Origin of the sequence: Azospirillum tabaci (genome assembly GCF_014596085.1) — a bacterium.
GTDB lineage: Bacteria > Pseudomonadota > Alphaproteobacteria > Azospirillales > Azospirillaceae > Azospirillum > Azospirillum tabaci.
This window is the reverse complement of sequence record NZ_JACCJY010000042.1, coordinates 23,576-50,158: the sequence shown is the minus strand read 5'-3', so window position 1 is coordinate 50,158 and position 26,583 is coordinate 23,576. Positions and strand designations below refer to the sequence as shown.

22 protein-coding genes, 2 tRNA genes and 1 riboswitch are annotated in these 26,583 nt (G+C 68.9%); of the genes, 13 read left to right on the top strand and 11 right to left on the bottom strand.

What is annotated here, in order from left to right; all coding sequences use genetic code 11:
* Positions 1 to 82 (bottom strand): glyceraldehyde 3-phosphate dehydrogenase NAD-binding domain-containing protein (locus H0B54_RS30340; protein ID WP_188262888.1); only part of this gene is annotated, 82 nt, incomplete at its 3' end.
* 310 nt (positions 83 to 392) lie between these two features.
* On the opposite strand from H0B54_RS30340, the gene H0B54_RS26955 reads away from it, so the two are divergent.
* The 5 genes from H0B54_RS26955 (at position 393) to H0B54_RS26935 (ending at position 4,498) form a co-directional block, all read left to right on the top strand.
* Complete coding sequence (locus H0B54_RS26955; protein ID WP_188262884.1) at positions 393 to 2,738, top strand: mechanosensitive ion channel domain-containing protein; 2,346 nt, start codon at positions 393 to 395, stop codon at positions 2,736 to 2,738.
* A gap of 136 nt (positions 2,739 to 2,874) precedes the next feature.
* Positions 2,875 to 2,961, top strand: a tRNA-Leu gene (locus tag H0B54_RS26950).
* 30 nt (positions 2,962 to 2,991) lie between these two features.
* Positions 2,992 to 3,067, top strand: a tRNA-Ala gene (locus H0B54_RS26945).
* Between the two features lie 174 nt (positions 3,068 to 3,241).
* Entirely contained in the window at positions 3,242 to 3,616 is a 375-nt protein-coding gene (locus H0B54_RS26940) for a hypothetical protein (protein WP_188262883.1), read from the top strand.
* Between the two features lie 129 nt (positions 3,617 to 3,745).
* Entirely contained in the window at positions 3,746 to 4,498 is a 753-nt protein-coding gene (locus tag H0B54_RS26935) for a superoxide dismutase (protein WP_246472862.1), read from the top strand.
* A gap of 94 nt (positions 4,499 to 4,592) precedes the next feature.
* On the opposite strand, the gene H0B54_RS26930 is transcribed toward H0B54_RS26935, so the two are convergent.
* Complete coding sequence (locus tag H0B54_RS26930; RefSeq protein WP_188262882.1) at positions 4,593 to 5,273, bottom strand: energy-coupling factor ABC transporter permease; 681 nt, start codon at positions 5,271 to 5,273, stop codon at positions 4,593 to 4,595.
* Positions 5,274 to 5,446: 173 nt separating this feature from the next.
* Positions 5,447 to 5,685, bottom strand: a riboswitch (cobalamin riboswitch).
* A 144-nt stretch (positions 5,686 to 5,829) separates the two neighbouring features.
* Between H0B54_RS26930 and H0B54_RS26925 the strand changes: the two genes are divergently transcribed.
* Both H0B54_RS26925 and H0B54_RS26920 read left to right on the top strand, forming a co-directional pair.
* Positions 5,830 to 7,761, top strand: coding sequence for a glycosyltransferase family 9 protein (locus H0B54_RS26925; RefSeq protein ID WP_188262881.1), 1,932 nt, complete (start codon positions 5,830 to 5,832; stop codon positions 7,759 to 7,761).
* A 243-nt stretch (positions 7,762 to 8,004) separates the two neighbouring features.
* Entirely contained in the window at positions 8,005 to 9,096 is a 1,092-nt protein-coding gene (locus H0B54_RS26920) for a glutathionylspermidine synthase family protein (RefSeq protein WP_246472860.1), read from the top strand.
* An 81-nt stretch (positions 9,097 to 9,177) separates the two neighbouring features.
* On the opposite strand, the gene H0B54_RS26915 is transcribed toward H0B54_RS26920, so the two are convergent.
* Both H0B54_RS26915 and phaR read right to left on the bottom strand, forming a co-directional pair.
* Positions 9,178 to 9,402 (bottom strand): hypothetical protein, encoded by a 225-nt coding sequence (locus H0B54_RS26915; RefSeq protein ID WP_188262879.1) that lies wholly within the window; start codon positions 9,400 to 9,402, stop codon positions 9,178 to 9,180.
* Positions 9,403 to 9,551: 149 nt separating this feature from the next.
* Entirely contained in the window at positions 9,552 to 10,217 is a 666-nt protein-coding gene (phaR, locus tag H0B54_RS26910; RefSeq protein ID WP_094307145.1) for a polyhydroxyalkanoate synthesis repressor PhaR, read from the bottom strand.
* 470 nt (positions 10,218 to 10,687) lie between these two features.
* Between phaR and H0B54_RS26905 the strand changes: the two genes are divergently transcribed.
* From H0B54_RS26905 to phbB, 3 genes are all read left to right on the top strand, one after another.
* Positions 10,688 to 11,941, top strand: a complete 1,254-nt coding sequence (locus tag H0B54_RS26905; RefSeq protein WP_188262878.1) for an alpha/beta fold hydrolase — start codon at positions 10,688 to 10,690, stop codon at positions 11,939 to 11,941.
* Between the two features lie 112 nt (positions 11,942 to 12,053).
* Positions 12,054 to 13,229 (top strand): acetyl-CoA C-acetyltransferase, encoded by a 1,176-nt coding sequence (locus H0B54_RS26900; protein WP_094307146.1) that lies wholly within the window; start codon positions 12,054 to 12,056, stop codon positions 13,227 to 13,229.
* A 98-nt stretch (positions 13,230 to 13,327) separates the two neighbouring features.
* Entirely contained in the window at positions 13,328 to 14,050 is a 723-nt protein-coding gene (gene phbB / locus H0B54_RS26895) for an acetoacetyl-CoA reductase (RefSeq protein WP_094307147.1), read from the top strand.
* A gap of 486 nt (positions 14,051 to 14,536) precedes the next feature.
* Here the strand turns inward: phbB and H0B54_RS26890 are convergent, their stop codons facing one another.
* From H0B54_RS26890 to H0B54_RS26880, 3 genes are all read right to left on the bottom strand, one after another.
* A complete protein-coding gene (locus H0B54_RS26890) occupies positions 14,537 to 14,944 on the bottom strand; it encodes a hypothetical protein (protein ID WP_094307148.1) in 408 nt (135 codons plus the stop codon).
* Between the two features lie 4 nt (positions 14,945 to 14,948).
* Complete coding sequence (locus H0B54_RS26885) at positions 14,949 to 16,202, bottom strand: MFS transporter (RefSeq protein ID WP_188262877.1); 1,254 nt, start codon at positions 16,200 to 16,202, stop codon at positions 14,949 to 14,951.
* Between the two features lie 115 nt (positions 16,203 to 16,317).
* On the bottom strand, positions 16,318 to 17,253 hold the full coding sequence (locus tag H0B54_RS26880) for a LysR family transcriptional regulator (protein ID WP_188262876.1): 936 nt from the start codon (positions 17,251 to 17,253) through the stop codon (positions 16,318 to 16,320).
* Positions 17,254 to 17,364: 111 nt separating this feature from the next.
* Here H0B54_RS26880 and H0B54_RS26875 point away from each other — a divergent pair, with 111 nt between their 5' ends.
* A complete protein-coding gene (locus tag H0B54_RS26875) occupies positions 17,365 to 17,841 on the top strand; it encodes an NUDIX hydrolase (RefSeq protein ID WP_188262875.1) in 477 nt (158 codons plus the stop codon).
* Here H0B54_RS26875 and H0B54_RS26870 read toward each other — a convergent pair.
* From H0B54_RS26870 to H0B54_RS26860, 3 genes are all read right to left on the bottom strand, one after another.
* Positions 17,804 to 18,640, bottom strand: coding sequence for a putative bifunctional diguanylate cyclase/phosphodiesterase (locus tag H0B54_RS26870; protein ID WP_188262874.1), 837 nt, complete (start codon positions 18,638 to 18,640; stop codon positions 17,804 to 17,806). The two genes, H0B54_RS26875 and H0B54_RS26870, sit on opposite strands and share 38 nt — an antisense overlap.
* Before the next feature lie 201 nt (positions 18,641 to 18,841).
* Entirely contained in the window at positions 18,842 to 19,942 is a 1,101-nt protein-coding gene (ychF, locus tag H0B54_RS26865) for a redox-regulated ATPase YchF (protein WP_014199815.1), read from the bottom strand.
* A 169-nt stretch (positions 19,943 to 20,111) separates the two neighbouring features.
* The gene (locus tag H0B54_RS26860; RefSeq protein ID WP_343069037.1) at positions 20,112 to 22,061 is read right to left on the bottom strand and encodes an ATP-binding response regulator; all 1,950 of its coding nucleotides are present in this window, start codon (positions 22,059 to 22,061) and stop codon (positions 20,112 to 20,114) included.
* 172 nt (positions 22,062 to 22,233) lie between these two features.
* Between H0B54_RS26860 and H0B54_RS26855 the strand changes: the two genes are divergently transcribed.
* Complete coding sequence (locus H0B54_RS26855) at positions 22,234 to 23,253, top strand: chemotaxis protein CheB (RefSeq protein WP_188262872.1); 1,020 nt, start codon at positions 22,234 to 22,236, stop codon at positions 23,251 to 23,253.
* A 46-nt stretch (positions 23,254 to 23,299) separates the two neighbouring features.
* Positions 23,300 to 24,298, top strand: a complete 999-nt coding sequence (locus tag H0B54_RS26850; RefSeq protein ID WP_188262871.1) for a chemotaxis protein CheB — start codon at positions 23,300 to 23,302, stop codon at positions 24,296 to 24,298.
* Between the two features lie 7 nt (positions 24,299 to 24,305).
* Here H0B54_RS26850 and H0B54_RS26845 read toward each other — a convergent pair whose 3' ends face one another.
* Positions 24,306 to 26,582, bottom strand: a complete 2,277-nt coding sequence (locus tag H0B54_RS26845) for a CheR family methyltransferase (protein WP_188262870.1) — start codon at positions 26,580 to 26,582, stop codon at positions 24,306 to 24,308.
* Position 26,583 lies beyond the last annotated feature (1 nt).

Below are 26,583 nucleotides of genomic sequence, written 5' to 3'. Positions count from 1 at the left end.
CGTTGCGGCCGCTCTCGTAGATGGCCCGCAGAACCAGACGGCCGATACGGCCAAAACCGTTGATCGCTACCTTCACGGACATGCTGTTCTCCACTGGTGTTCGCGGCCCCTGATGGGATCGGGGGCGGCGCCGGCCAGGGCCGGTTGAAAAGGGGCGCCGGGTCGGGCGGCCCGCCGCGACAGAGCGCGGGCGCTTCCGGCGTTCGCCATGATGTATACTAATATATCAGATTGATGCGCAAGAGCGGACGGCGGGTCGGACGGTTCGCCGGACAAAATGTCGCGGTTGCTGCGTTGCAAGACAAACCGCGCCCGGCGCTGTTGGCCTGGGTGGACCCGTCACCCGGACCGCTCCAAAGGTCTTTCCCGAGAACTGGAACCACCAGAGGACGATGACTTCCGACGACCGTGCCCCACGGCTTGCCGCCGCCCGCTTCCGCGCCTTGCGCGGCCTTCTTGCCCTCCTTCTCCTTCTGACCGCCGCGCTGGGGGGAATCGTGAGCCCGGCGTCGGCGCAGATCCCGACTCCCACCCCGCCGGCCCAGGCCGAAACGGCCCCCAATCCGGAGGAAATCGCCCGCCTGCGCCAGACGCTGGAGGACCCGGAGCGCCGCGCCGCCCTGCTCGGCCAGCTCCGCGCCCTGGAGCAGGCGGAGGCCGCCGCCGCGCCGGCGGAGCCGGAGGGGATCGGCACCCGCCTGCTCACCTTGCTGTCGGAGCGGCTCGACGGGCTGGGGCAGGAGGCCGCGCTGGCCGGCGACGCCCTGCTGAACGCGCCGCAGGGGCTGCATTGGCTGGAACGGCAGGTCTCCGACCCGGCGCAGCGCGCCGCCTGGGGCTGGCTGGTCGCCGAGCTGGTGCTAGTGGTCGTGGTCGGGCAGGGCGCCCGGCTGATCGCCATCCGCACGCTGCGGCGCCCGCGCGCGATGCTGGCGGCCCGGCCCATCCATTCCGCCTTCGCCAAGGTGCCGCTGCTGCTGGTGCGGTCGCTGTTCGACATGGCCCCCATCGTGGCCTTCGCCGCCGCGGGCTTCGGCGTGCTGGCGCTGTTCGACCCGCCGCCGGTGGTGCGGGTTCTGGGCGTCACCTTCCTGAACGCCAGCATCTTCGTGCAGATCGTGCTTCTGGTCGTCCGGGCGCTGCTGGCCCCGGCTTCATCCAACCTGCGGCTGATCCCGATGAGCGACGGCTCGGCCCTGCGGCTGCTGCGCTGGTGCCGGACCATCGCCATCACCACGCTCTACGGGATGTTCCTGGCCGAGGCGGCGCGGCGGCTCGGTCTGCCGGCGCAGAGCTACAGCGCGCTGGTGACCCTCGTCGGTCTGGTCGTCGCCGTCATGCTGGCGGTGCTGGTGCTGCAGAGCCGGGAGGCGGTGGCGGCAAGGCTGCGCGGCGGGATCGCGGCGGCGCAGCCGCTGTCCGACGTGGTGTCGCCGGTTCCGCCCGGACGGCGGGCCGCCGGGGCGGGGCGGATGCTGCGCGCCGCCGGCCGCCGCGTGGCGGATGTCTGGCACGCCATCGCCATCCTCTACATCATCGTCCTCTTCGGCATCTGGGCGCTGGAGATCAGCGGCGGGCTGCTGTTCGTGGTGCAGGCGACGGCGGTGACGCTGGTGGTCGCCGGAGTCGCGCGGCTGGTCGGGCGGGGGATCACCCGCGCCGCCGCGGCGCTTGTGGAGCGCACGGACCGCCGGCGGGGCCCGTCGGCTTGGGCGGCGGGGCGGCTGCGCCGCTACATCGCCCCCACCGCGCGGCTTCTGCACGCAGCGGTGGGCATGCTGGGCGGGCTGGTGGTTCTGCACGCCTGGGGGCTGGACGTCTGGGGCTGGCTGCAAACCGCCATCGGCCTGCGCATCGTGGCGTCGGGCCTGTCGCTCCTGCTGGTCGGCGCCATCGCGCTCGCCGTGTGGGAGGTGACGAACGGCCTGATCGAGCGCCATCTGGCGACGACGGACCGCAACGGGCGGGCCATCCAGCGCAGCGCGCGGGTGCGCACCTTGCTGCCGCTGCTGCGCAGCGCCCTTCTGGTGGTTCTGCTGACGCTGGTCACCCTGATCACCCTGTCGGAGCTGGGACTGAACATCGGGCCGCTGCTGGCCGGTGCCGGCGTGGTCGGTCTGGCCGTCGGTTTCGGCGCGCAGACTCTGGTCAAGGACGTCATCACCGGCCTGTTCATCCTGTTCGAGGACACCATCTCGGTCGGCGACGTGGTGAATGTCGGCGGTAAGGGCGGTCTGGTGGAGGGGATGAACATCCGCACGATCCGCCTGCGCGACTTCGATGGAACGGTGCACACCATCCCCTTCAGCGCGGTCACCAGCGTGTCGAACATGACGAAGGACTTCAGCTACTACGTGTTCGACGTGGCGATCCCCTATCACGAGAACGCCGACCGCGTGGTCTCCGTGCTGCACGGCATCGGCGACGAGCTGCGCAAGGACCCGCGCTTCGCGCCGCTGATCCTGGAGCCGCTGGAGGTGCTGGGTGTCGATTCCTTCCAGGAGTCCGCGGCGGTCATCAAGGCGCGGATCAAGACGCTGCCCATCCAGCAATGGAACGTCGGGCGGGAGTTCAACGGCCGCATGAAAGCGCGCTTCATCGAGCTGGGAATCGATTTCCCGCTGCCGCAGCGCACGCTGCACATCGCCCGCGGCGCGGCTGAGGTGCTGGCCGGGATGGGGGCCGAGGCGGGCGCCGCCAACGCCGACCGGATGCGCCACGCCGGGGCGGCGGAATAGGGGCTCGGCGCTCCCTCTCGCGGTCTTGCAAAAAAGTGACGGGGCGATGTCGATTTCGCTTGAGCGCCGCCGACGGCGCGGCTATATCAGCGCTCCCGCGTCACCCCAAGAGACGCGGGATGCAAGAGTAGACGACGCGCTTGTGGCGGAATTGGTAGACGCGCTAGGTTCAGGTCCTAGTGGCTGAAAGGCCGTGGGGGTTCGAGTCCCTCCAAGCGCACCAACACCTCTTGTGTTGGTCTGAGAGTATAGTGGGGCCATAGCTCAGCTGGGAGAGCGCTACAATGGCATTGTAGAGGTCAGGAGTTCGATCCTCCTTGGCTCCACCAACTCTCTCCTTCCCGGCAGGGCGCCGGTTCTTTCCGAGTTTCGTAGATTTTGATCCGGCGGCGGTTTCCCCGAACGGGGACGGCGGGGCTAATCCGTAGGGGTCTTTGCCGCGGCGGCGTTATCGGTTGGATGATGGCTTATCCGATCGAACGAATCCCCGGAGCCTTTCCGCCATGCCGACACCGCCGCACGGAACGCCCGACCGCGGGCTGAAGCCGTTCATCCTCGCCATTCATCGCGAAGCGCTGGAAACCGCCGCCGCCAAGGGGCTGACCGGCACCCTGGCGCAGGTCGCCGCCCTCCAGGACACCGCCAGCCTCGCCTCGGCAAAGGCCGGACGCATTGTCACGGAGGAGGAGGTGATGCGCCTGCTGCTGCGGGAGCGCCGCGCCCGCAAGATCCGCGAGGCGGCGGAAGCGGTCCCGGTCCCACCGGTCCGGAAGCCGGCGGCGGCCCCCTCCCGATTCCGTCTGGGGCGCTGGCGGGCCGTGGCGATGGGCGTGGTGCACTCGGCGTCCGCCGGCCTGACGGGAAAGGTTCGGCTGTAGGAATCGGGCGATGCGCCGTAAGCCGGTACCGAGTGACTACGCCCATTGCCCTGTTGAGTGAGTTGCGGGGTTGCACTGAGGCTGTCGCTTCCCCCGCTGTTCGGCACAAAACACACAATGGGAGGTCTCATGTCCATTCGCCTGGATCGCCGCCAACTGTTGCTGTCCGCCGGAGCCGCCGCGCTGGTGCTGGCCGTGGCGCCGCGCTTCGTCCTGGCCCAAACAACCGGGGGCCAGGCGCCGGGCGGCAAGGGCTTCACGCTGCCGCCGCTGCCCTATGCCCCCGCCGCGCTGGAGCCGCACATCGACGCGACGACCATGAGCGTGCATCACGGCAAGCACCATCAGGCCTACGTGGACAACCTCAACAAGGCGCTTGCCAACCACGGCGACCTTCAGTCGATGTCGCTGGCCGACCTGCTGAAGCGCGTGCCGGAACTGCCGGAAAACATCCGCACCGCGGTGCGCAACAACGGCGGCGGGCACGCGAACCACAGCATGTTCTGGAGCATCATGGGGGCGAACGCCGGGGGCGCACCGGGCGGCGAGGTCGGTGCGGCCATCACGCGCGACTTCGGCAGCTTCGACGACTTCAAGACCCGCTTCAACACGGCGGGCGCCGGCCAGTTCGGCAGCGGCTGGGTCTTCGTCACCGCCGACCCGTCGTCGGGCAAGCTCGCCATCGCCGCCCGTCCGAACCAGGACTCCCCGGCCATGGAAGGGGTGCCCGTGCTGATGGGCAACGACGTGTGGGAGCACGCCTATTATCTGAAGTACCAGAACCGGCGCGCCGACTATCTGGCGGCCTGGTGGAACGTGGTCGACTGGGGAGCGGTGAACCGCCGCTACGCGGCCATTCGCAAGGGCGAGCTGCTGATCTGAACGAACTGGTGCTCTGAACGGAAAAGGGCGGCGGGACATCCCCGCCGCCCTTCACGCGAACCGTCCGGTCCGGTTGGCCGGTCCGGTTGGCCGGTCAGGCGCCCTGATGCAGGCGCGCGTTGAACAGCGGCCCCTGGCTCTGGCGGCGCAGCGCCTTGGCGATGGCCAGAACGGCGAGGTCGGCCAGCGGCTCGACGATGATGACGGTCATGTAGGCGGCGCCGAAGGAGGCGACTTCCGTCATGGTCTCGGCGGTGAAGCCGTGACCGTAGAAGGCCCAGAAGGCCACCCAGGCGACGATGCCGCCCTGATAGGCGGTGGAGAGGGCCAGCGCCTGGGAGTATTTCAGGTCGACATACGGAGTGGCGTCGGGGACGATCCGCTTCGCCAGCAGGCTGATGCCCCACAGCGGGACCAGCAGCGTGGTGACGTTCATGCCGTACTGCGGCAGGTCGAAGGGCGCGAAGAACAGGCCCTGGATCAGCAGGCCGGCGGCGAGGCCGATGGAGGCCGCACCGGCGCCGAACAGCAGAAGCAGCGTCGAACCGAGGATCAGGTGAACCTCCGACACGCCCACGGGGTGGTGCGGGAACACCTCGAAGAAGGAAAAGACCAGCGCGGTGGCGATCAGGCTGCGCAGCACCAGCGGCGCGACCCCGCCGTTGTTGCGGACGTCGTCGCGCGCCAGCTTTCCGGCCATCGCGAAGCCGCCGGCGGCCGTCGCGTAGCTGAGAGCGATCTTGGCGCCGTCCACGACGCCGGGTTCGATGTGCATGCTCTATGCCCTTTCCGAGTCTGCCATGCGTTGGGAGGGGCGTCGTTGCTGGCAGGCACCGGCATCGCAACCCCCTTGGCCCCAGGGTGGGCGCACCGGGGGGACGGCTTGCGGAAGACGGGCGGCCGTAGGGCCGGACATCGGCAAGCGACCACCGGGGCACCCCGCCCGAGGACGTACGTTCGGTTACGGCAGGTCTCCTGGCTTGCGGGTCAAGGCGGCATCGTCCGGCCTTCCCGGCGCCCGTTCCCGCAGGCGGCGCCAGTGACACGGAAAGGACGAGGCCGCTCACCGCTCACAGTTGCGGGGGCAGCGCCGGATTTGCCGTTTCTCCCCGAGCGGGGCGGCTCACCGGCTTCCCTCTTAGCCCCGCCACCGGATGGCGCGGGGAACCATAACCGGCGCCAGGGTAGGGGCGGGGTCCCCCGCCGTCAAGAGGGGGATGGCGACCCGTCCGCGGCATGGCACGCGTTCCTTGACACCGCTCCCGCGGAACCGACAAGGTCCGGCGGACTGCGCGAGGCTGGATCAACGGGCGAAGGACGGAATTGCGGGCATGCTACCGGTTCATTTCCTGACCATCGTGCTGAACGGCGATCCCTTCATCCGCTATCACCTGGAGGTGTTCCGCCAACTGCCCTTCCCCTGGCATTGGCACATCGTGGAGGGGGTGGCGGAGCAGGTCCGCGACTCCTCCTGGTGCGCGCAGCGGGGTGGGCGCGTCCCGCAGGACCTTCACCGCGACGGCCGAAGCAGTGACGGCACCTCGGAGTATCTGGACCTCATCGCCGCGGAGGAGCTCGGGCGCGTGTCGGTCTACCGCAAGCCCCCCGGCATGTTCTGGCAGGGCAAGGTGGAGATGGTGACCGCGCCGCTCTCCGCCATGACGGAGGAATGCCTGCTCTGGCAGGTCGATGCGGACGAACTGTGGACGGCGGAGCAGATCACCCGTGCGCGCCGGATGTTCCTCGACTCGCCGTCGCGCACGGCGGCGCTGTACCTCTGCCATTTCTTCGTCGGCCCGTCCCTGGTCCTCGACCGGCTGGATCATTACGGCAATTACCGCGCGTACGAATGGCTGCGCACATGGCGGTATCGGCCGGGGGATTTCTGGCACTCGCACGTCCCGCCCCGGCTGATGCGTCCGCAGCCCGACGGGTCGGACCTCGAACTCGGCGCGGCCAACCCCTTCCTTCACGAGGAGACGGCGGCGGGCGGGCTGGTCTTCCAGCATTTCGCCTACGCGACGCGGGAGCAGGTCGCGTTCAAGGAAATCTATTACGGCTACGATGGCGCGGTCCGTCGGTGGGACGCGTTGCAGGCTGCGGGCCGGACGGTCGGCAGCGGCACCCTCCCGTTGCGCGATTTCTTCCCCTGGGTGACCGACGCGGCGACCGTCGCGCGCGCCGAGCATGCCATGGTGGAACCGTTGGCACGTCCGGATGCCGAGGGAACCTGGGGCTTCGTTCCGCCGGCGCGGGGTGCCTCGACCGCCCCGGCGGTGGCCCTGCTGCGGGACTCGGGCCCGGCCGCCCGCCGCCGCACGCTCGTCCCCGGCGAACCTCCCCCCTTCCCGACCGACCTGATCCGGAGTGTCGGCGTGTTCCTGCCGGACGGGGTGGGGGCCGTGCTGCGGGCATCCGGCGTCCTGCGGGAACTGCGGCGGGCCTTGCCGCTGGCCCGGATCACCGTCTTCGCGACGCCCGACGCGGAGGCGGCGCTCGCCCTCTGCCCCTACGTCAACCAGCGCGTCACCCTGCCGCCGCTGAAGGGGCGGGCGCCCGACGACGCGCTGGTGACCGCGGTGCGCCAGGAGATCGGCCAGCAGTTCAGCGGCGCCTTCGACCTGACGATCAATCCTGGCCGGGGAGAGGATGCCAGCTTCGCCAACCGCCTGATGCAGGACACCGGCGCGCCGCTCCGCCTCGGCCACAGGGTCGGCCGGCCGGTGCGCGGCTATTACGCCGACGCCTTCCTGACCCATGTCGCGACGACCCCGGCCGGCCTGCTGGAGGCGCTGACCGCCGGAGAGCCGGACCCCGCCACGGAGGTCTGGGCCTCGCCCGCCGGCGAGCGGGCCGCCGCCGCGCTTCTGGCGGAGGGCGTTCCGGCGCGCTGGCGCTGCGCCGTCGGGCTGTCCGCGTCCGCCGGCACCGGGAGCCTGTCGGAACTGTGCCGCCGCCTCGCCACGCGGGGGGATACCGCTCTGATCCTGATTGGCGAGGAGGCCGCCCGGGGGGCCGCGGCGCGCATTGCCGGGGAAACGGGGGCGGCCTGCCTGAATGCGGTCGGCCGGCTGGGTTTCGATGGGCTGTGCGCCCTGCTGCGGCGCTGCGACCTGTTCGTCGGGACGGGCGCCCCGGCGGAGGACATCGCCGTCGCGGCCAGGCTTCCCATGGTGGGAACCGGACCGGAGCACGGCGATCCGACCGCCGAGGCGATGGAGAACGCCATTGCGGCCTGGCTGGCCGGCCGGGTCCGCTTGTGAGATCCAAGAGAACAAGCGTGGAAAAACGGAGGGACAGTCACGCAAGGCGCTTGTGTTGGCGCGTTTGCGCCGCAATGATCCGCCCCCACCCAATCCCGGACGGCCGCGCGGCGCGCGCCGCAGCGGGGCAAAACCATGGATTGAATCCGGCGGCCCGGTAAGCACACGATGCGCAGAGCAGTCATGAAACCCCGTGCGGATTGGCGTCCGGGGCTCCGCAAATACCCCTATGGCGTCCGCGCGATGAGCGCTGGCGCCTTCTGGCGCGAGGACGTGCGGTACGAGTTTTCCGCCCACCAGATCGACCTGATCGAGAGCGTCGCCGACGAACTGCACACCATGCTGCGCGAGGCGCTGCGCGCGACGGTGGACGGGCGGGCGCTGGCCCAGCTGGGGGTCCGCGGCGGCGTGGCGCGGCTCCTCGAAGCCTCCTGGAACGACTATTGGGCCGCGGGCCGGCTGAACGAGCGGGCCGGCGCGCTGATCGGGCGGCTGACGCTGGCCTATGACGGGCGTGATTCGGTCAAGCTGCTGGCCTGCAATTACGACACGCCGGAGGGGCTGTTCTCCGCCTCGATCATCCAGCGCAACTGGCGCGAGGCCCTGATGGCCGACGCCAACCAGTTCAACGGTCTGCACGAGGGGCTGGTGGAGCGTTGGGAGGAGCTGGCGGCGGGCATGCCGGGTCGCGGGCTCGTCCATCTGGCCTGTGCCACCCCCGATCCGATGCGCGAGAGCGAGCTGGTCTATCTGGCCGCCACCGCGGCGGAGGCCGGCATCGCCACGCATCTGCTGCCGCTGCAAAGCCTGGGCTGGGATGGCCAGCGCTTCATCGACGACGAGGGGCGGTCGGCTTCCTGGCTGGCGAAGATCTACCCCTGGCAGGGGCTGGCCGACGATGCCTTCCTGCAGAAGCTGCGGATGGGCGGCATGAGCATGCTGTCGCCGCTGTGGTGCTGGCCGATGTCGAACCACGGACTTCTGGCGACGCTCTGGGCGCTTTACCCGCGCCACCCCAACCTGTGCCGCGCCGCGCTGGACCCCGAGGAGATGGCCGGCTGCGACTCCGTGACGGAGCGCAGCCTGTTCGGGCTGGACGACGCGGCCCAGCGCATGACGGCGCACGGCCGCACCATCTCGGACACCGGCAGCGCCGATTATCCGGGGGGACGGGTCTGGCTGGAAACCCCGCCGATCTTCGAGGAGGAGGGCGTCCACGCGCTCCTGCACTGCTGGATCATCGGGGACAAGTGCCTGGGCATGTCGGTCCGTGAATCGGCGGACCCCCGGGTCGGCTCCGACGCGGCGATGGTGCCGCACATCTTCCGGGGCTGACGCGGTTCGAAAGTCGGAAGGAGCCCGCCCCGTCCAAGGAGGGCGCAGGGCGGGCGCTTCGGTGGGGGGAGCCGACAGGCCTCAGCGGTTACGGCCCGGCGCGAAGGGGTTGGGCAGCGGCGAGCCGAACGCCGCCCGGCGGGCGTCCCGCCACGCGACGTCGTTGCCGACGCCGCTGTGGGTGGCCGACAGCGACACCACCTGACTCTGGTGGCGCAGCCAGCCGCGCAGCTTTTCCTCGAACCTTTGGGCGTCCTGGGCGTCCGCAACCTCCAGTTCCATCGTCATCTGCAGCTCGGTCTTCATGGCGTTCCTCCTCTGGACCGTTCCGTTGGACAAACAGCCGGGCGTGCCACTGGTGCCGAAAAAAACAGAAAAGGGCGGGGAACTTTCCCCGCCCTGCGCCGCAAAGCTGTCGATGCGATGGCCGTCTCTGCGATTGACGGTGCTGCCGCTCACTTCCCTTCGGGCTTCGCCGGGCGGGCCGGCTTGGCGATGCTGGCGATCTGCTTCTGCAGGTCGTCGATCTGCTTCTGCAGCTCTTCATAGGTGTGGCTGGCCGCCCCAGCCGTGCCGTTGGGCGGAGTGGCGGAAGGGCTGGAGGGCACAGGGCGGGGCGGGGCGGCGGGGTGTTCCCCGGGCTGCCCGTCCTCGGCGCCGCCGAACGGCGAGAACATGCGCATGGCCCGTTCGAACATCGCCATGTTCTGCTTGCCGACCTCCTCCAGCCGGCCGAAGGGGAACATGCCGCCCAGCGTGTTCTGGAAATAGTCGCGCATCTGCTCCTGGTTGCGCGAGAAGGACTGCATCGAATATTCGAGGTAGCGCGGCACCATCCACTGCATGTTGTCGCCGTAGAAGCCGATGAGCTGGCGCAGGAAGCTGATCGGCAGCAGGTTCTGGCCCTTGCTCTCCTCCTCCACGATGATCTGCGTCAGGACGGAGCGGGTAATGTCCTCGCCGGTCTTCGCGTCATAGACCACAAAGTCGAGCCCGTCCTTGACCATTTGACAGAGATGGTCGAGCGTCACGTAGCTGCTGGTCGCCGTGTTGTAGAGCCGGCGGTTGGCGTACTTCTTGATCGTGATCGTCGCGGACTTCTGGTCTTCCTTGTCGGCCATCGCTGTTTCTTTCAAGAAGGGTCGTGCGGCGGGAATGTTCCAGATATAAGGACTACTCGAAGGAATGCACCCTGTCCAGTGCTGTGCCGCAGCGCTGCGACCGCAGGTGGACGGCGCCCCGATAATTCGGGATTTGCGGCATTTTCGATCGGTCCTTCGCGGCTCTGGTCAAGCGCACCGCCTCCCCCATATACTCCCGGCCATGGCCGAATCGTCCGAATCCGACACCCCGTCCCTGGAAACGCTCGCGCAACGGTACCTCGACCTGTGGCAGGAACAATGGGCGGCCTGCGCCGCCGATCCCGAGATGGCCGATGCCGCCGCCCGTCTGTTCCAGATGATGGCGCAGGGCGCCGCGGCGATGGCGCCCTTCGTCCTGGGGCCGGGCGGCTTCGCCTACACCAGCCCGCCGGGCACCGGCTGGAATCCGATGCCCGCGACATCCCAGCCGCCGCCCGAGGGAGAGCCGCGTGACCGGGGACAACGCCACGATGCCCCCGCCGCCCAATCCCACCCAAAGGCTGGGACCGCGGCCTCTGGCGCTGCATTTGGCGACGGTGGCGGCGACACTGCTCAGCTCCTCCGCCGCATTGCCGCACTTGAGGAACGGCTCGCTGCCATGGAAGCCTCATCTGCGGGAGCGGGCGGAGGACCTGCGCCGGCGGATCGCCGCAACCGACGCGGACGCGTTCGCCCAGACCGTTGACCGGGAGGTCCGCCGCCAGCTCTCCCTCGCCTTGACGGGGATCGAGCGCTACCGCCACCACCCCTACCGCCGCGACCTGCCCGATCCTCCCGTGCTGTGGACGGAAGGGACGTCCCGGCTGCTCGACTACGGCGCCCTCGGCCCGGCGACGGGCGCGCCGGTGCTGTTCGTGCCGTCGCTGGTGAACCGGCATTACATCCTCGACCTGTCGGCGCGCAAAAGCCTGATGCGCTGGCTGGCCGGGCAGGGGCTGCGTCCCTTCCTGATCGACTGGGGCACGCCCGGCCCGCTGGAGCGGCGCTACAGCCTGACCGACTACATCGCCGGGCGGCTGGAGCGCGCGCTGGCCGCGGTGGTGGAGGCGGTGGGCCGTCCGGTTCCGGTGGTCGGCTATTGCATGGGCGGGCTGCTCGCCACCGCGCTGGCGCAGCGCCGCCCGAAGGAGGTGGCCGCGCTCGGCCTGCTCGCCACCCCCTGGGACTTCCATGCGGAGGACGCGGGCATGGCCCGCCGCGCCGCCTCCTTCTTCCAGCCCTTCGGCCCGCTGCTGGACGCCTGGGGGGAACTGCCGGTGGACGTGCTGCAGGGGCTGTTCGCCCAGCTCGACCCGCTGCTGGCGCTCAAGAAATTCTCGCAGTTCGCCCGCATGGAGCCGGACAGCCGCGCCGCGCTCGCCTTCGTGTCGCTGGAGGACTGGCTGAACGACGGGGTGCCGCTGGTCGCCGGGGTGGCCCGCGACACGCTGGCGGGCTGGTACGGGCGCAACGACACGGCGCGCGGCGAGTGGTTGGTCGCCGGCCTGCCGGTGGAGCCGGCGCGGTTGCGCATGCCGGTCCTTGCGCTGATCCCGGAGCGCGACCGCATCGTTCCGCCCGCCTCCGCGGTGGCCTTGGCAAGATCAATCGGCAGCGCGCAAATGATCAGGCCACCGCTCGGTCATATTGGCATGGTGGTCAGCGCCGGTGCCGAAACAGGCGTCTGGCGTCCCCTGGCCGAATGGCTTAGTGCGGCAGGATAACCGCAGCCAGTCAGGTGTCTTGCATTGCGGGAAATCCGCGCATAAGGTTTTTCTCACTCCGTGCGGCACCCTGACACGATAATAAAACTGACAAAATCTGAGGAGCGTCAACATGACCGAGGTTGTGATCGCCAGCGCAGCGCGTACTCCCATCGGAAGCTTCAACGGGGCGCTCAGCGCCGTGCCGGCCCATTTCCTGGGTGAGGTCGCCATCCGCGAAGCGCTGAGCCGCGCCAAGACCGACGCCGCGGAGGTGACCGAGGTCATCCTGGGCCAGATCCTGACCGCCGGTCAGGGCCAGAACCCGGCCCGCCAGGCCGCCGTCAACGCCGGCATCCCGGCCTCCGCCACCGCCTTCGGCATCAACCAGCTCTGCGGCTCGGGCCTGCGCTCGGTGGCGCTCGGCTATCAGGCGATCCGCAACGGCGACGCCGAGATCATGGTCGTCGGCGGCCAGGAGAGCATGAGCCAGGCCCCGCACGTCATGCATCTGCGCAACGGCGTGAAGATGGGCGCCGCCGAGATGCTCGACACCATGCTGAAGGACGGCCTGTGGGACGCCTTCCACGGCTATCACATGGGCACGACGGCCGAGAACGTCGCCCAGAAGTGGCAGCTGACCCGTGACGAGCAGGACGCCTTCGCCGCAGCCTCGCAGCAGAAGGCCGAGGCCGCCCAGAAGTCGGGCCGCTTCAAGGACGAGATCATCCCGGTCACCATCAAGGGCCGCAAGGGCGACATCATCGTCGCCGACGACGAGTATCCGAAGCACGGCACCACGGCGGAATCGCTGGGCAAGCTGCGCCCGGCCTTCTCCAAGGACGGCACGGTGACCGCCGGCAACGCGTCGGGCATCAACGACGGCGCCGCCGCGCTGGTCCTGATGACCGCCGAGAACGCGGCCAAGCGCGGCCTCACCCCGCTGGCCCGCATCGTGTCCTGGGCGACCGCCGGCGTCGATCCGGCGATCATGGGCACCGGCCCGATCCCGGCTTCCCGCCTCGCGCTGGAGAAGGCTGGCTGGAAGCACGAGGACCTGGACCTGATCGAGGCGAACGAAGCCTTCGCCGCGCAGGCCCTGGCCGTCAACAAGGACCTTGGCTGGGACACCTCCAAGGTCAACGTCAACGGCGGCGCCATCGCGCTCGGCCATCCGGTCGGCGCTTCGGGTGCCCGCGTCCTGACCACCCTGCTCTATGAGATGCAGAAGCGCGATGCCAAGAAAGGCCTCGCCACCTTGTGCATCGGCGGCGGCATGGGCATCGCCCTCACCGTCGAGCGGGGCTGATGAAAAGCGGGCCGTTCCCTCCGGGGTGCGGCCCGTTTCGTATGTGCGCCTACAGAAGCCGATAAAGAATCCAACACCAAGCTTTGGGGGAGGAGCCAATGGCTCGAGTTGCAGTCGTCACGGGCGGAACGCGCGGTATCGGCGAAGCCATCTCCGTCGCGTTGAAGGACGCCGGCTATGTCGTCGCCGCCAACTATGCCGGCAACGATGAAAAGGCGAAGGAATTCTCCGCCCGCACGGGCATCGCGGTCTACAAGTTCGACGTGTCGGACTTCGACGCCGTAAAGGAAGGCATCGCAAAGATCACCGCCGAACTCGGGCCGGTGGACGTGGTGGTGAACAACGCGGGCATCACCCGCGACGGCGTGATCCACCGCATGACCCCACAGCAGTGGAACGACGTCATCGCGACGAACCTGACCTCCTGCTTCAATCTCTGCCGCAACGTCATCGACGGGATGCGCGAGCGCGGCTTCGGCCGCATCGTCAACATCGGCTCGGTGAACGGCCAGGCCGGCCAGTACGGTCAGGTGAACTACGCCGCCGCCAAGTCGGGCATCCACGGCTTCACCAAGGCGCTGGCCCAGGAGGGCGCGGCCAAGGGCGTCACCGTCAACGCCATCGCGCCGGGCTACATCGACACCGACATGGTGCGCGCGGTGCCGCCCAACGTGCTGGAGAAGATCGTCGCCCGCATCCCGGTCGGCCGCCTCGGCAAGGCCGAGGAGATCGCCCGCGGCGTGCTGTTCCTGGTTGGCGACGACGCCGGCTTCATCACCGGCTCGACCCTGTCGATCAACGGCGGCCAGCACATGTATTGATGGCCGGGTCTGCGGACCCGTTCGAAGCGACACGAAGCCTTCGCCCCTCTCCCGCACCCGCGGGGGAGGGGTTTTTCTTTGGATCCTCGTGAGGAAGAAAGCGCGCGGCGCCGGGGGCGGAGAAAATGAGGTGGCTGAGAATGCGAATGACAAAAAAGCGAAACCCCCGCGCGGGGGGCGGGGGTTTCAGCGGCTGTGCCAGGACATCCGCAATGGTTGAGCCGTCTCAACGGCAATGTTCAGAAATGTGTGGCCGAACAGGTCGGCTTCCTCAAGTAAGCGCAGGTGGACTCATGACAATCACACCCTCCTGGCTACGGGAACATTTGCTGTGATGAGAAGCTGGCTTTTAGGCCAACTTGATGCGGTTTCCACCGCGTCTTCACCTCAACCAGTGTTGCTCTGAGGAATAGCCTGCTCCTCCTTGCGGGGGTTGTCAATAGCCGAACTGTGGTCCCGTTACCGCTTGATGACGGGTTTGTGACGTCACTTGAACTGGAAGCCGACCGGGCGCTTGTCGTCCAGCGAGACCACCGCGCAGCCGCCCAGCGCCGGGCCGACCGACAGTTCGCCGTAGGCGGTGACCGCCCCCTCCTCCTTCAGGCGCCCGACGAAGCCGCTGCCGTCGCTGCGGGCGACCCAGGCGAAGGGAATCCAGGTCTGGCGGACCGGCTGGCCTCCGGCGCGGACCACCGCGGTGAAGGCCTCGGCGGTCGGGGTGCCCGGCGGGAAGACGGCCAGCACCGTGCCGCCATCCTCCTCGTTCAGCGCCGCCTGGGTCAGCGCCACACCCGTCACCACCGCCCAGACGGCCAGCGCCAGCGCACCGAGCGCCAGCGCGAAGCCGTGGCCGAAGCCGGGGCTCGAAGAGGAGGAGGGCGCCGGGTCCGTCATGGCCTCAGGCCTTGGCTTCCGCCGCCAGGGCGGGGGCGGGCTTCTCGGCGATCGGCCAGTTGACCACCGCGGCGGCCAGGGCCAGGGCCACGCTGGCCCACCAGACCACGTCGTAGGAGCCGACGCGCTCGTACAGCACGCCGCCCAGCCACACGCCGAGGAAGCCGCCGATCTGATGGCTGAGGAAGGCGAATCCGTAGAGCATGCCGAGATAACGCGTGCCGAACATCAGCGCCACGAGCCCGGAGGTCGGTGGCACCGTGGACAGCCACAGCAGGCCCATCGCCGCGGCGTAGAGGATCACCGAGAGCGGGGTGATCGGCACCAGGATGAAAATCGCCGTGCAGAGGCCGCGCAGCGTGTAGTTGGCGCAGAGCAGCAGGCGCTTGCTCATCTTCCCGCCCAGCACGCCCGACATGTAGGAGCCGACCACGTTGAACAGCCCGATCAGCGCCATCGCCCAGGAGGCGAGGCCGGGGCTGATCCCGGCGGCGGTCAGGTAGGGCGGCAGGTGGGTGGTGATGAAGGCGAGCTGGAAGCCGCAGACGAAGAAGCCGGTGACCAGCAGCACGTAGCTGCGGTGCTTGAAGGCCTGCCGGATCGCCGCGACGAAGCCGATGTCGGCCCCGGTGACGGTCTGCGCGCTCTTCGCCCCGCCCGCCCCGGCGAAGGAGGAGGCGAGCACCGGGATCATCAGCATCGAGGCGCCGAACAGGATCAGCGCCGTCTGCCAGCCATAGGCGGCGATGAAGGCCTGGCCGGTGGGGGCGAACAGGAACTGGCCCATCGAGCCGGCGGCGGTGGCGACGCCCATCGACCAGCTCCGCTTCTCCGGCGGGACGATGCGGCTGAAGCCGGCGATGACGATGCCGAAGGACGCCCCGGCCAGACCCAGCCCGATCAGCAGGCCGGAGCTGAGATGCAGCATCAGCGGCGTATCGGCGTAGGGCATCAGCGCCAAGCCCAGCGCGTAGAGAATTCCGCTGATCCCCAGCACCAGCGCCGGGCCGTAGCGGTCGCACAGCGCCCCGGCGAAGGGGGTGCCGATGCCCCAGACCAGATTTTGGATGGCGATCGACAGGGCGAAGACGTCGCGGCCCCAGCCGTGCGCCTCCGACAGGGGTGCGGTGAACAGGCCCATGCTGGACCGCGGGCCGAACGCCAGCATGGCGATCAGGCAGCCGCAGGCGATGACGAATCCCGGCGTCCGCCAGGAGCGGGCCGAAGGCGCCCCGCCCGCCCGGTTGCTGGTGTCCAAGTTATCCTCCCTCAGCGCGGGCTGTGGCCGGTGCGGCAACGCTGGCCCGCGTCTCATCAGGGTCACACGATAAGCGCAGCCCGGACGTGCATCAAATTCACAATGGGAAAGAAGGTTATTCGGCCGCGGAATGGCAGGGCAGGGGCAAAGGCGCCTCTTCCGCCGGGGGCAGCAGGTCCAGCAAACTGTCCTCCAGCACGTCGAAGACGGGGCCGATGCGCCCGGTGAACCGGCCGCGCAGCAGCCACACCGCGACGGTCAGCGCGAAGTCGGGGGTTTCCAACGGCCGCACCTGCGCGGCGTGCAGGGTTGGGGCAATCAGCCGCAGCGGGGCCAACCCGAATCCGACGCCGCGAGCGACCAGCGACAGCAGAAGCGACTGGTCGAACCCCTCCACCGTGACGTTCAGCGCCGAGCCGTGCTGCGCCATCGCGCGGCCCATGGCGGTCCGGTACTGGCAGCCGTCGGGCTGAAGCACCCAGCCCACGGCGTTCATCGCCGGCAGGGTCCAGTCCCGCTGCCCGGCCAGCTCGGCCGACGCGACGACGCGCACGGGCTCGCGCGAGATGCAGACGGCGTCCAAGTCGTCCGGTGGCGTCTGGGCGTCGTGGGTCAGCACCAGCGCGCCGTCCAGCGTGCCGTTGCGCACCTGCTCGACCAGCGGCGTGCTCCAGTCCGAATGCAGGCGGACGATCAAGCCGGGGAAGGCGGCGCGCAGCCGGTCCAGCGGATGGTGCGCGGCGATGGCGGTCAGCACATGGGCCACCCCCAGCCGCAGCAGCCCCTGGGGCTGGGCGGCCCCGGCGAAGGCGTCCGACAGCTCGTCCGTCGCCTTCAGCACCCGGTGCGCGTGGGCCAGCGCCATCTCGCCGTCGCGGGTCAGGGCCAGCGGCTTGGTCTGGCGGTCGAACAGGGACACGCCAAGCTCCGCCTCCAGCCGCTGGATCAGGCGCGAGACGGCGGACTGGGTCAGCCCCAGCCGGTGCGCGGCCTCCTGCACGGACTGGGCCTCGGCCACGGCGACGAAGGTGCGGATCTCGTTGAGCTTCATGGCGGCGTCCGGGGCTCGGTGTCCAGGGTGGCGGGGCGGTCGGCCTCTTGGCCACTGGTCTCCGACTGTCCGCCTGGGTTAGCGTCGGGTCAAGCGCAACGAGGAGCCGCCATGTCTGCAACGCCCGAGTCCACCACACCCCCCGCAGACCGTTCCGGCCGCGAATATCCCGACCGTCCCTGGGTGGGGGTGGGCGCCGTGGTGTGGCGCGGCGACCGGGTGCTGCTGATCCGCCGGGGCCGCCCGCCGCGGATGGGGCAGTGGAGCCTGCCCGGCGGCGCCCAGTCGGTGGGCGAGACGGTGTTCGAGACGGCGGTGCGCGAGGTGCTGGAGGAGACCGGCCTGCACGTCGTGCCGACGGAGGTGGTCACGGTGGTGGACGCCATGACGCTCGACGACACCGGGGCCGTCCAGTACCACTACACCATCGTCGAGGTGGCGGCGGAGAGCCCGGAGGGCGAAGCGGTCTGCGCCGACGACGCGCTGGAGGCGCGCTGGGCCACCGTCGACGAGGCCGCGGAGCTGACCGAATGGGACGAGACGGAGCGGGTCATCCGCCTGTCGGCGTCGCGGCGAGCCGCCGGATGAAGTCCGGCACCTGCGCCGCGTCCAGGGGCTTGGCCAGCAGATAGCCCTGGATGCGGTCGCAGCGGTAGGCGCGCAGGTAGAGAAGCTCGTCGTTGGTCTCCACCCCCTCGGCAATCGCCTGCATCCCCAGCGCGTGGGCGAGGTCGATGATGGCGCGCACGATGGCAGCGGAGTCACGGTCCTGCACCATCGCCTGGGTGAAATGCTTGTCGATCTTCAGCGCCTCGACCGGCACGCGGCGCAGCAGGGCCAGCGAGGAATAGCCCGTCCCGAAATCGTCCAGCACCAGCCGCACCCCGGCGCCGCGCAGCTGGGTCAGCACCTCGCGCGAGGACTCGCTGTGCTCGAACAGAGCGGTTTCGGTCAGTTCCAGCTTCAGGTTGGCGGCGGGAAGGCCGGTTTCGGCGAGGATGCCCAGAACGGTGCGGGCGAAGCCGGGATCCTCCAACTGCCGTGCCGACAGGTTCACCGCCACCGGCACGTCGGCGATACCCTCCTGCATCCAGCCCGCGGCGGTCTCGCAGGCGCGGCGCACCGTCCATTCGCCGAGGATGTGGATGGCGTCGCTGGTTTCCGCCATGGGGATGAAGACGTCGGGCGGGATCACCGTCCCGTCGTCAAGGCGCCAGCGCGACAGCGCCTCGAACCCGGTCAGCCGCCCGCTCTCGGTGTCGGCCTGCGGCTGGAAGGCAAGGCGCAGCTCGCCGTGCCGGATGGCGTCGCGCACGCGGTCGGAGAAGGTGCCGGCACCCGGCGCGATGGCACCCGGCGCGATGGTCGCGTTCTGGTTCACCGCCATATCCCCCTCCGGTCCAGCCCTCGGTTGTCTCCCATCCAAGGGGACTTAACAGCCGAAGCGAGGCTTGTTAACCATATCTCAGGGGTATTTAAGTGGTTTTTCCAGTTTTACGAAAGAGTTAACGGATTTCTCGACGGTGATAAGATTGGGAGGCGTTAACCCTTCTCCCCCGTAGAGGAGAAGGGTCGCGCGGTTGTCCAATCAAACGTTGAAGCGGAAGTGGAAGATGTCGCCGTCGTTGACGACGTATTCCTTGCCTTCCTGGCGCATCTTGCCGTTGTCCTTGGCGCCCTGCTCGCCACCGAGCGTAACGTAGCTGTCGAAGTCGATGGTCTCGGCCCGGATGAAGCCGCGCTCGAAATCGGTGTGGATGACGCCCGCCGCTTCCGGGGCCTTGGCGCCGCGGCGCACGGTCCAGGCGCGGGCCTCCTTCGGGCCGACGGTGAAGAAGGTGATAAGGTCGAGGAGCTGGAAGCCGGCGCGGATCAGCTTGTTGAGGCCGGTCTCCTCCAGCCCGAGGGATTCCAGGAACTCCTGCTTCTCGGCGGCGTCGGAGAGCTGGGCGACCTCCGCCTCGATGGCGGCGGAGATGACGACCATGCCGGCGTTCTCGGCCTTGGCCTTCTCGGCGACCTTGGCGGTCAGGCTGTTGCCGGTGGCCGCGGAGGCCTCCTCGACGTTGCAGACATAGAGGACGGGCTTGGCGGTCAGCAGCATGAACTGCTTGAAGACCGGCTTCTCCTCCTCGCTGACCTCGACGACACGGGCCGGCTTGCCGTCCTGGAGGACCTTCAGCGCGCGCTCCATCAGATCGGCCTTGATCTTGGAGTCCTTGTCGCCGCCCTTGGCCTTCTTCTGGAGGCTGGTGAGCTGGCGCTCCAGGCTCTCCATGTCGGCGAGCATCAGCTCCGTCTCGACCACCTCGGCGTCGCGCAGGGGATCGACGTTGCCTTCCACATGGGTGACGTCGTCGTCCTCGAAGCAGCGCAGGACGTGGACAATGGCGTCCACCTCGCGGATGTTGGCGAGGAACTGGTTGCCCAGACCTTCACCCTTCGAGGCGCCGCGGATCAGCCCGGCGATGTCCACGAATTCGAGCTGGGTCGGGATGATCTTCTGCGACTTGGCGATGGCCGCCAGCTTGTCCAGGCGCGGGTCGGGCACGCCGACGCGGCCGACGTTCGGCTCCTTGGTGCAGAAGGGGAAGTTCGCCGCCTCGGCCGCCTGGGTGGCGGTCAGCGCGTTGAACAGGGTCGACTTGCCGACGTTCGGCAGGCCGACGATGCCGCAATTGAAGCCCATGGGGGTGCTCGCCGTCGGAAATCTCGGGAATTGGGGCGCTTTATCCTACGTGGAGCCGCAAAGCGCAAACGGGAAGTGGGGGTGGCAGGGTCGACCGCTGCTTCCGGCATGTGGGTTCACCACAGAGACACGGATGCTCAGAGGTTGACCCCTTTGTCATGCAGGAGGTTCATGGCGTGGACGGTGCGGTGTGGGCAACACGCCGCCGTCGGGAGGGCAGCACCTCCCCCAGCGCCCCGGCCAGATCCGCGGGCAGCACCGGCTTGTGCAGCAGGCGGCAGCCGAGCGACATGGCCTCGCGCAACCGTTCCGGGGCGGTGTCGCCGGTGATGATGATGCCCGGCACCGGCCAGCGCTGGCGCACCAGCTCGACCACCGAGCGTCCGGAGTCGCCGCCCGGCAGGCGGTAGTCGGTCAGCACCACATGGGGGCGCCGCCGCAGGCTGGGCAGCGTCGCGGCCAGCTCCCCTGCCGAGGACACGGCGACCACGCGCAGGCCCCAGCGCTTCAGCATCATGGTCATGCTGCGCCGGACCTGCTCGTCGTCCTCCACCAGCAGCACCGTACGCCCCTTCAGCCGCGGTTCCCGGTTGACTTCCAGGGGCGGCAACGCGACGGTGCTGGCCTCGGGCTTGCGGGCGTAAGGCACCGTCACCGAGAAGACCGAACCCGAGCCGACCCACGAGCGCAGGGCCACCTCCGAGCCCAGCAGACGGGCGATCCGCGACACGATGGACAACCCCAGCCCGAAGCCCTGGGTGGCGTTGCGCTCCGCGTTGTTGAGCTGGCGGAACTCCTCGAAGATGGCCTCGCGGGCGTCCTCGGGGATGCCCGGCCCGTTGTCCCACACCTGGAACTCCACCCCGTTCGCCCGGCGCCGGCAGCCAACCAGCACCCGCCCTCTGCCATCCGTGTCCTTGGGCCGGCCATGCGCGATGGCGTTGGACAGCAGGTTGCGCAGCAGCCGTTCCAGCAGATGGGAGTCGGTGGACACCGCCAGACGGCTGGGCCGGCAGCGCAGCTCGATGGACGACGCCTCGGCCACGCCGCGGAACTCCTCGGCCAGACGGGCCATCAGGGCCGCGGGCGAGAAGTCGGTGACCGACACCTCGATGACGCCGGCCTCAAGCCGGGACAGGTCGAGCAGGCCGCTGAGCATGCCGTTCAGGCTGTCGATGGACGCCTTCAGCCGGCTAAGCGATTCCTGGGCGATCGGGTCGGCGCCGACCGACCCGAGCAGGACATGGGCGTAGAGGGCCGCCGCCTGGATCGGCTGGCGCAGGTCGTGGCTGGCCGCGGCGAGGAACTTGGTCTTGGCCCGGTTCGCCGCCTCCGCCGTTTCCTTCGCGTGCCTGAGCTGCTCCTGCGTCTGCTTCCGTTCGGTCACGTCGCGGAAGATCACAGCGATGCGGCGCTGTTCGGGGTCACCGACCTTGAAGACATAGAAGCTGATCCATTTCTCCAGCGGCCCGGCATACAGCTCCGTCCGCGTCGATTCCCCGTCGCGCGCCGCTCGGCCGAACACCTCGTACCAGTACTCTTCGAAGGCCGGGCTGATCTCGCGCAGCCGCCGGCCGACGAAATCCTCCCCGGTCATGCGTCGCGCCGCGGGGTTCATCTCGAGATACAGGACATCCACCGGCCGGTCGCCGTCGAACAGGACGTCGGCGAGGAGGAATCCCTCGTCCATCGCCTCGAACAGGGTGCGGAACCGCCGCTCGCTCTCGGTGAGCTGGGCCGTGCGTTCCTCGACCCGCAGTTCCAGTTCGGCGTTGGCATGCTCCAACTCCTCGGTGAGGACCTGAAGCTCCTCGTAGGAGGTCTGGAGTTCCTCCGACAGATGGGTCTCGTCCCGACGAAGGACGCTCAGCCATTGGTCAGAATCAGCCAGAGCGCTGAGCAGTTCCGCCCGGCGGGACTCCGATAGGGTGAGGCGCTCGCGCAACGCGGCAATCTCCTGCCGCTGCGCGCTCAACTCCTCTTCCATTTCAATCCGGTCGGTCGCCAGAAGGCGCGCTTCCTCCTGCGCGTCCTCCGCCGTCACCAGGGCCTGCTCCAGGCTCCGGTCCAGCTCCGCGATGCGCTTCAGCAACGATTCGCGCTCGGAATCGCGCGTCACGCCCCCCGCGCGGATGGATGCCGATTTCCCCACGCTCCCCCCTTGCTAGGAACGAATGATCGCACAGACCGCTCAGCAGTGCGCGCGTGGAAAAGTGTATAGAACCAAAGCCGGAATTTCTTGGTCGACACGCTGTTATCACAACGCATGCACAAACTAATGTTCTCGACCCATGGGTAAACGAGACATCCTGGCCATTGGATCTTCCGCCGGTGGGATCGCCGCCCTGCGAAGGCTGTTCGCGGCGATGCCGCATGATGTGACGGCCACGGTCTTCGTCGCTCAGCATGTCGGCGCCACGCACAGCGTGTTGCCGGTCCTGCTGTCGCGCGCCGGCTGGCTCCCCGCCTTCCATCCCGAAGATGGGGAGCCGGTGCGGGACGGCTGGATTCACGTCGCACCGCCCGATCATCATCTGCTGGTCAAGGACGGCTGCGCGCTGGTGCGCCGTGGGGCGCGGGAGAACCGCTGCCGTCCGGCCATCGACCCGCTGTTCCGGTCGGTGGCGGTCACCTATGGCGTGCGGGCGATTGGGCTGATCCTGACCGGCACGCTGGACGACGGGACCGCCGGGCTGCGCGCCGTGAAGCGCTGCGGCGGTCTGGCGATGGTCCAGGACCCGGAGGATGCCGAATGGCCGGGTATGCCGCGCAACGCCATGCGGCACGTTCCCGTGGACGCCTGCGCTCCGCTGTCCGACCTGTCGGCGCTGCTGGCCCGACGGCTGGCCGAACCGTCCGGCCCCCCGGTGCCGGTTCCCGACGACATCGCGATGGAGGCGCGCGTCCCGGAGAACGAGTTCGAACTGGTGCCGGAATTCACCGCCTCCGTGGGCAAGCCGAGCACGCTGAGCTGCCCTGATTGCGGCGGCAATCTGGTGGAGATCGAGGATGGCCCGATGCTGCGCTTCCGCTGCAAGGTCGGCCACGCCTACGGCCCCGCGACGCTGGCGGAGTCCCATCGGGAGTTGATCGAGCAGGCCATCTGGGTCGCCCTGCGCACCCATCAGGACCGCGCCATCATGTTCTGGCGCTTGGCCGAGCGGGCCCGCGAGCATGGGCACCCCACCGTCGAGGCCAACTGGACCCGGTCGGCGCAGGAGGCCGAGCGGACCGTGGCGATGCTGAGGGAGGTGCTGTCGAAACAGGGGCAGGAATTGGCGGGCAGCCTGGCCGACGAAGGAGAGGACTGATGGGACGAACTCCAGCCGGTCCCGAACGGGCAGAGGCTGGGACCCTATGACGGATGGCCCCCTGATCGTGATCGGCGCGTCGGCGGGCGGGTTGGAGGCGTTGGAAACCCTGGTCCGGGACCTGCCGGCCGGCCTGTCGGCGGCGGTGTGCGTCGTCCTGCACATCGGCGACCGGCCCAGCGCGGCGCCATCGATCCTCGACCGGGCCGGGCCGCTTCCGGCCAGCCATGCCACTGATCGGGAGCCGCTCCGCGCCGGTCGCATCTATGTGGCGCCGCCGGGGTGCCATCTGGTGGTGGAACCGCCCCGGCGCCTGCGCCTGTCGCGCGGGCCGCGTGAAAACAGCACCCGGCCCGCCATCGACCCGCTGTTCCGGTCCGCGGCCCAGGCCTTTGGCCCCGGGGTCATCGGGGTGGTGCTGTCAGGGGCGATGAACGACGGCACGGCCGGCCTTGCCGAGATCAAGCGCCGGGGCGGCATCGCCGTGGTGCAGGATCCGGCGGACGCGCAGTATGCCGGCATGCCGCGCAGCGCGCTCGACCACGTCGCCGTCGATCACTGCGGGCCGGCGGCGACCCTGGGCACGCTGCTCGCCCGGCTGGTCACGGACCGCGTTCCGGCTGCAACACGGACCGCGGCATCCATGGAGGCGCCTATGGAAGGTATGTACAATTTGGAAACGCCTGCCGCCCTGACCTGCCCGGATTGCGGAGGGGCGCTCCGGGAAACCAAGGTGGACACGCTGCCCTATTTCACCTGCCACATCGGCCATCGCTACGGCGCCGACAGCATGGAGGAGGCGCAGTTCCACATGGTGGAACAGGCGTTCGAGGTGGCGTTGCGGGCCTTGAACGAACGCGCCGCCCTGTGCCGGCGCCTTGCCGAGACGGCGAAGGGCATGGGGCAGGCGCTGTCCGCCAAGCGGTGGGACGAGGCCGGGCGCGAGGCGCGCGAGCGCGCGGAGGTGCTGATGCGCTTCCTGGGGGAGGAGTGGATGCGCCCATCCATTTCCCCCGGAAGTGGCGGCGAGCCTGACCGGTTCTGACCGCTCTTTACTCCACCTGCGCCTTTTCGCCGCCCTCTGCGCCGAGACGCTGGCGTTCGGTGGTGTCGTGCACGATGGCGACGAGGATCGGCGGCTGTTCCCCGCCGAAATGCTGAAGGCAGACCTCGACCGGATGGGGGCTGCGCTGGCTGCCCTGCATCACCGTTTCGAAGACCACCTCCTGCTTGTCGCCCGAGAGAAGGGGTGCCACAAGCGCCCGGAACCGCTCCGCCGGCACCTCGGGCATCAGGTCGTGGACGGCCAGCCGCTTCAGATGATCCAGCTTGTAGCCCAGCTTGATCTCGGCGCCGCGGTTCACCAGCAGGAAATGGAAGCTGGACGGGTCCAGGAAATAGACCTCGTTCAGGGATTCGCCGATGATCCGCCCGAGATAGCCGGCGAAAGCCTCGGTGCGGGACTGTTCGGTCACGTCCTCGATGATCAGGACGACGCCGCGGGCCTCCCGCGCCTCGTACAGCAGCGGGGAGAGTCGGACCCGGCAGGTGACCGCGCGGCCGCGCCGGTCCACGGCGTCGAGCATGACGGGCGTCTGCGGCGTCTCGCTGTGCAGGACCCTCTCCAGGTCGAGGCGGAGCCGCTGCACCGGCAGGCCGATGTCGAGGTCGAGGAAGTCCTCGTCCTGCACCTCCTCGGCGCGCAGGCCCCACATGTTCTCGCCCCAGCGGTTCCAGGAGCGCACGCGCAAATCCTGGTCCAGAACGATGATGCCCACGTCCATGCTGCGCAGGATCGATTCCGAGTAGCGGCGGAACTCCCCGGACTCCTCGCCCTGACGGCGCAGCTCCTCGTTGGCGACCTCCAACTCCTCGTTCGCGGAGCGCAGCTCCTCGTTCATGGTCTCCAGCTCCTCGTTGGTGGACTGGAGTTCCTCGTTGGTGGTTTCCAACTCCTCGTTGGTGGACTGGAGTTCCTCGTTGGTCGTCTCCAGCTCCTCGTTGGAGCTTTGCAACTCCTCGATCGTCGTCTCCAGGCTCTCCTGCGCCGCCTCCAGCTCCTGCTGCACCTGGAAATGCCGGCTGGTGTCGGTGAAGCCGAGCAGCGTGGCGAAGGGCTTGCCGTCACGTCCGTAGAGCAGGGAGATTTCGATGCTCAGGCGCATCGGCTCGCCCGGCGGGCGGGCGAATTCCTGATGCTCGATGCGCACCACGCGCCCGGTCTTCTGCACCTCCTCGATGCGCGAGCGCAGCTCCGCCGGGCGGTAGGAGATCGACAGGTCCTGGAACGGGCGGCCGATGTCGATCTCGCCCACGTCGAGAAGGCGCCGGGCCATGGCGTTGGCAAAGACGAGGATGCCGTCGCCATTGACCGACAGATAGGCGGTGGCGCTGCTGTCCACGATGCCTTCCATCAGCCGGCTCTGGAAGCTCTGCCGGTGGTTGTTGTGCTCCGGCGCGATGGTCAGGCTGCCGCCCAGGCTGCGCCGCCATTCCTGCGGCACCTTGCGGAAGATGCGGCTCTTCAGGTTCACCGGCTCGAACATCTTGGAGCGGGCGAGCTGGGTTTCCGCCTTGCCGAGGAACAGCACACCGTCGCTCGTCAGCGCGTAGTGCAGCCGCGGCAGGACGATGTTCTGGGTCTCGCTTTCCAGATAGATCAGCAGGTTGCGGCAGACCAGCAGGTCGATGCGCGAGATCGGGGCGTCGGTCACCAGATTGTGCCGCCCGAAGATCACGCATTTGCGCAGCTCGCGCTGGAAGACGTAGTGGTTGTTGGTGCGCTCGAAATACCGTTCCAGAAACGGCGACGGCACGCTTTCCACGTCGCGCGGGGAGTAGATGGCGTGCCGGGCGGTGTTCAACGCCGCCTCGTCCAGATCGGTGGCGTAGATCTTCACCCGGTTGATGAAGGCGTCCTTGCCCAGCGCCTCGGCGAGCAGCATGGCGAGGGAGTAAGGTTCCTCTCCCGAGGCGCAGCCGGCGCTCCAGATGCGGATGGGATCGCGGTCGGAGCGCTGCGCCAGGATCTGCGGGACGACATCTTTCCTCAGCACGTCCCACGACTCGGTGTCGCGGAAAAAGGAGGTCACGTTGATCAGCACGGTGTTCAGAAGATGGATGAATTCCTGCGGGTCGGCTTCCAGCAGGCCGTGATAGGCGGCGAAATCCTCGCAGCCGGCCTCCTCCATCCGGCGGCGGATGCGCCGTTGCAGGCTGGTGCGCTTGTAGCCGCGGAAATCAAGGCCGCGGCTTTCCTGGATGTAGCGGATCAGCGCCTCGAATTCGGGGTCGGTGGGGTCCTTGGCGCTGATTTCCTTGCTGGACATC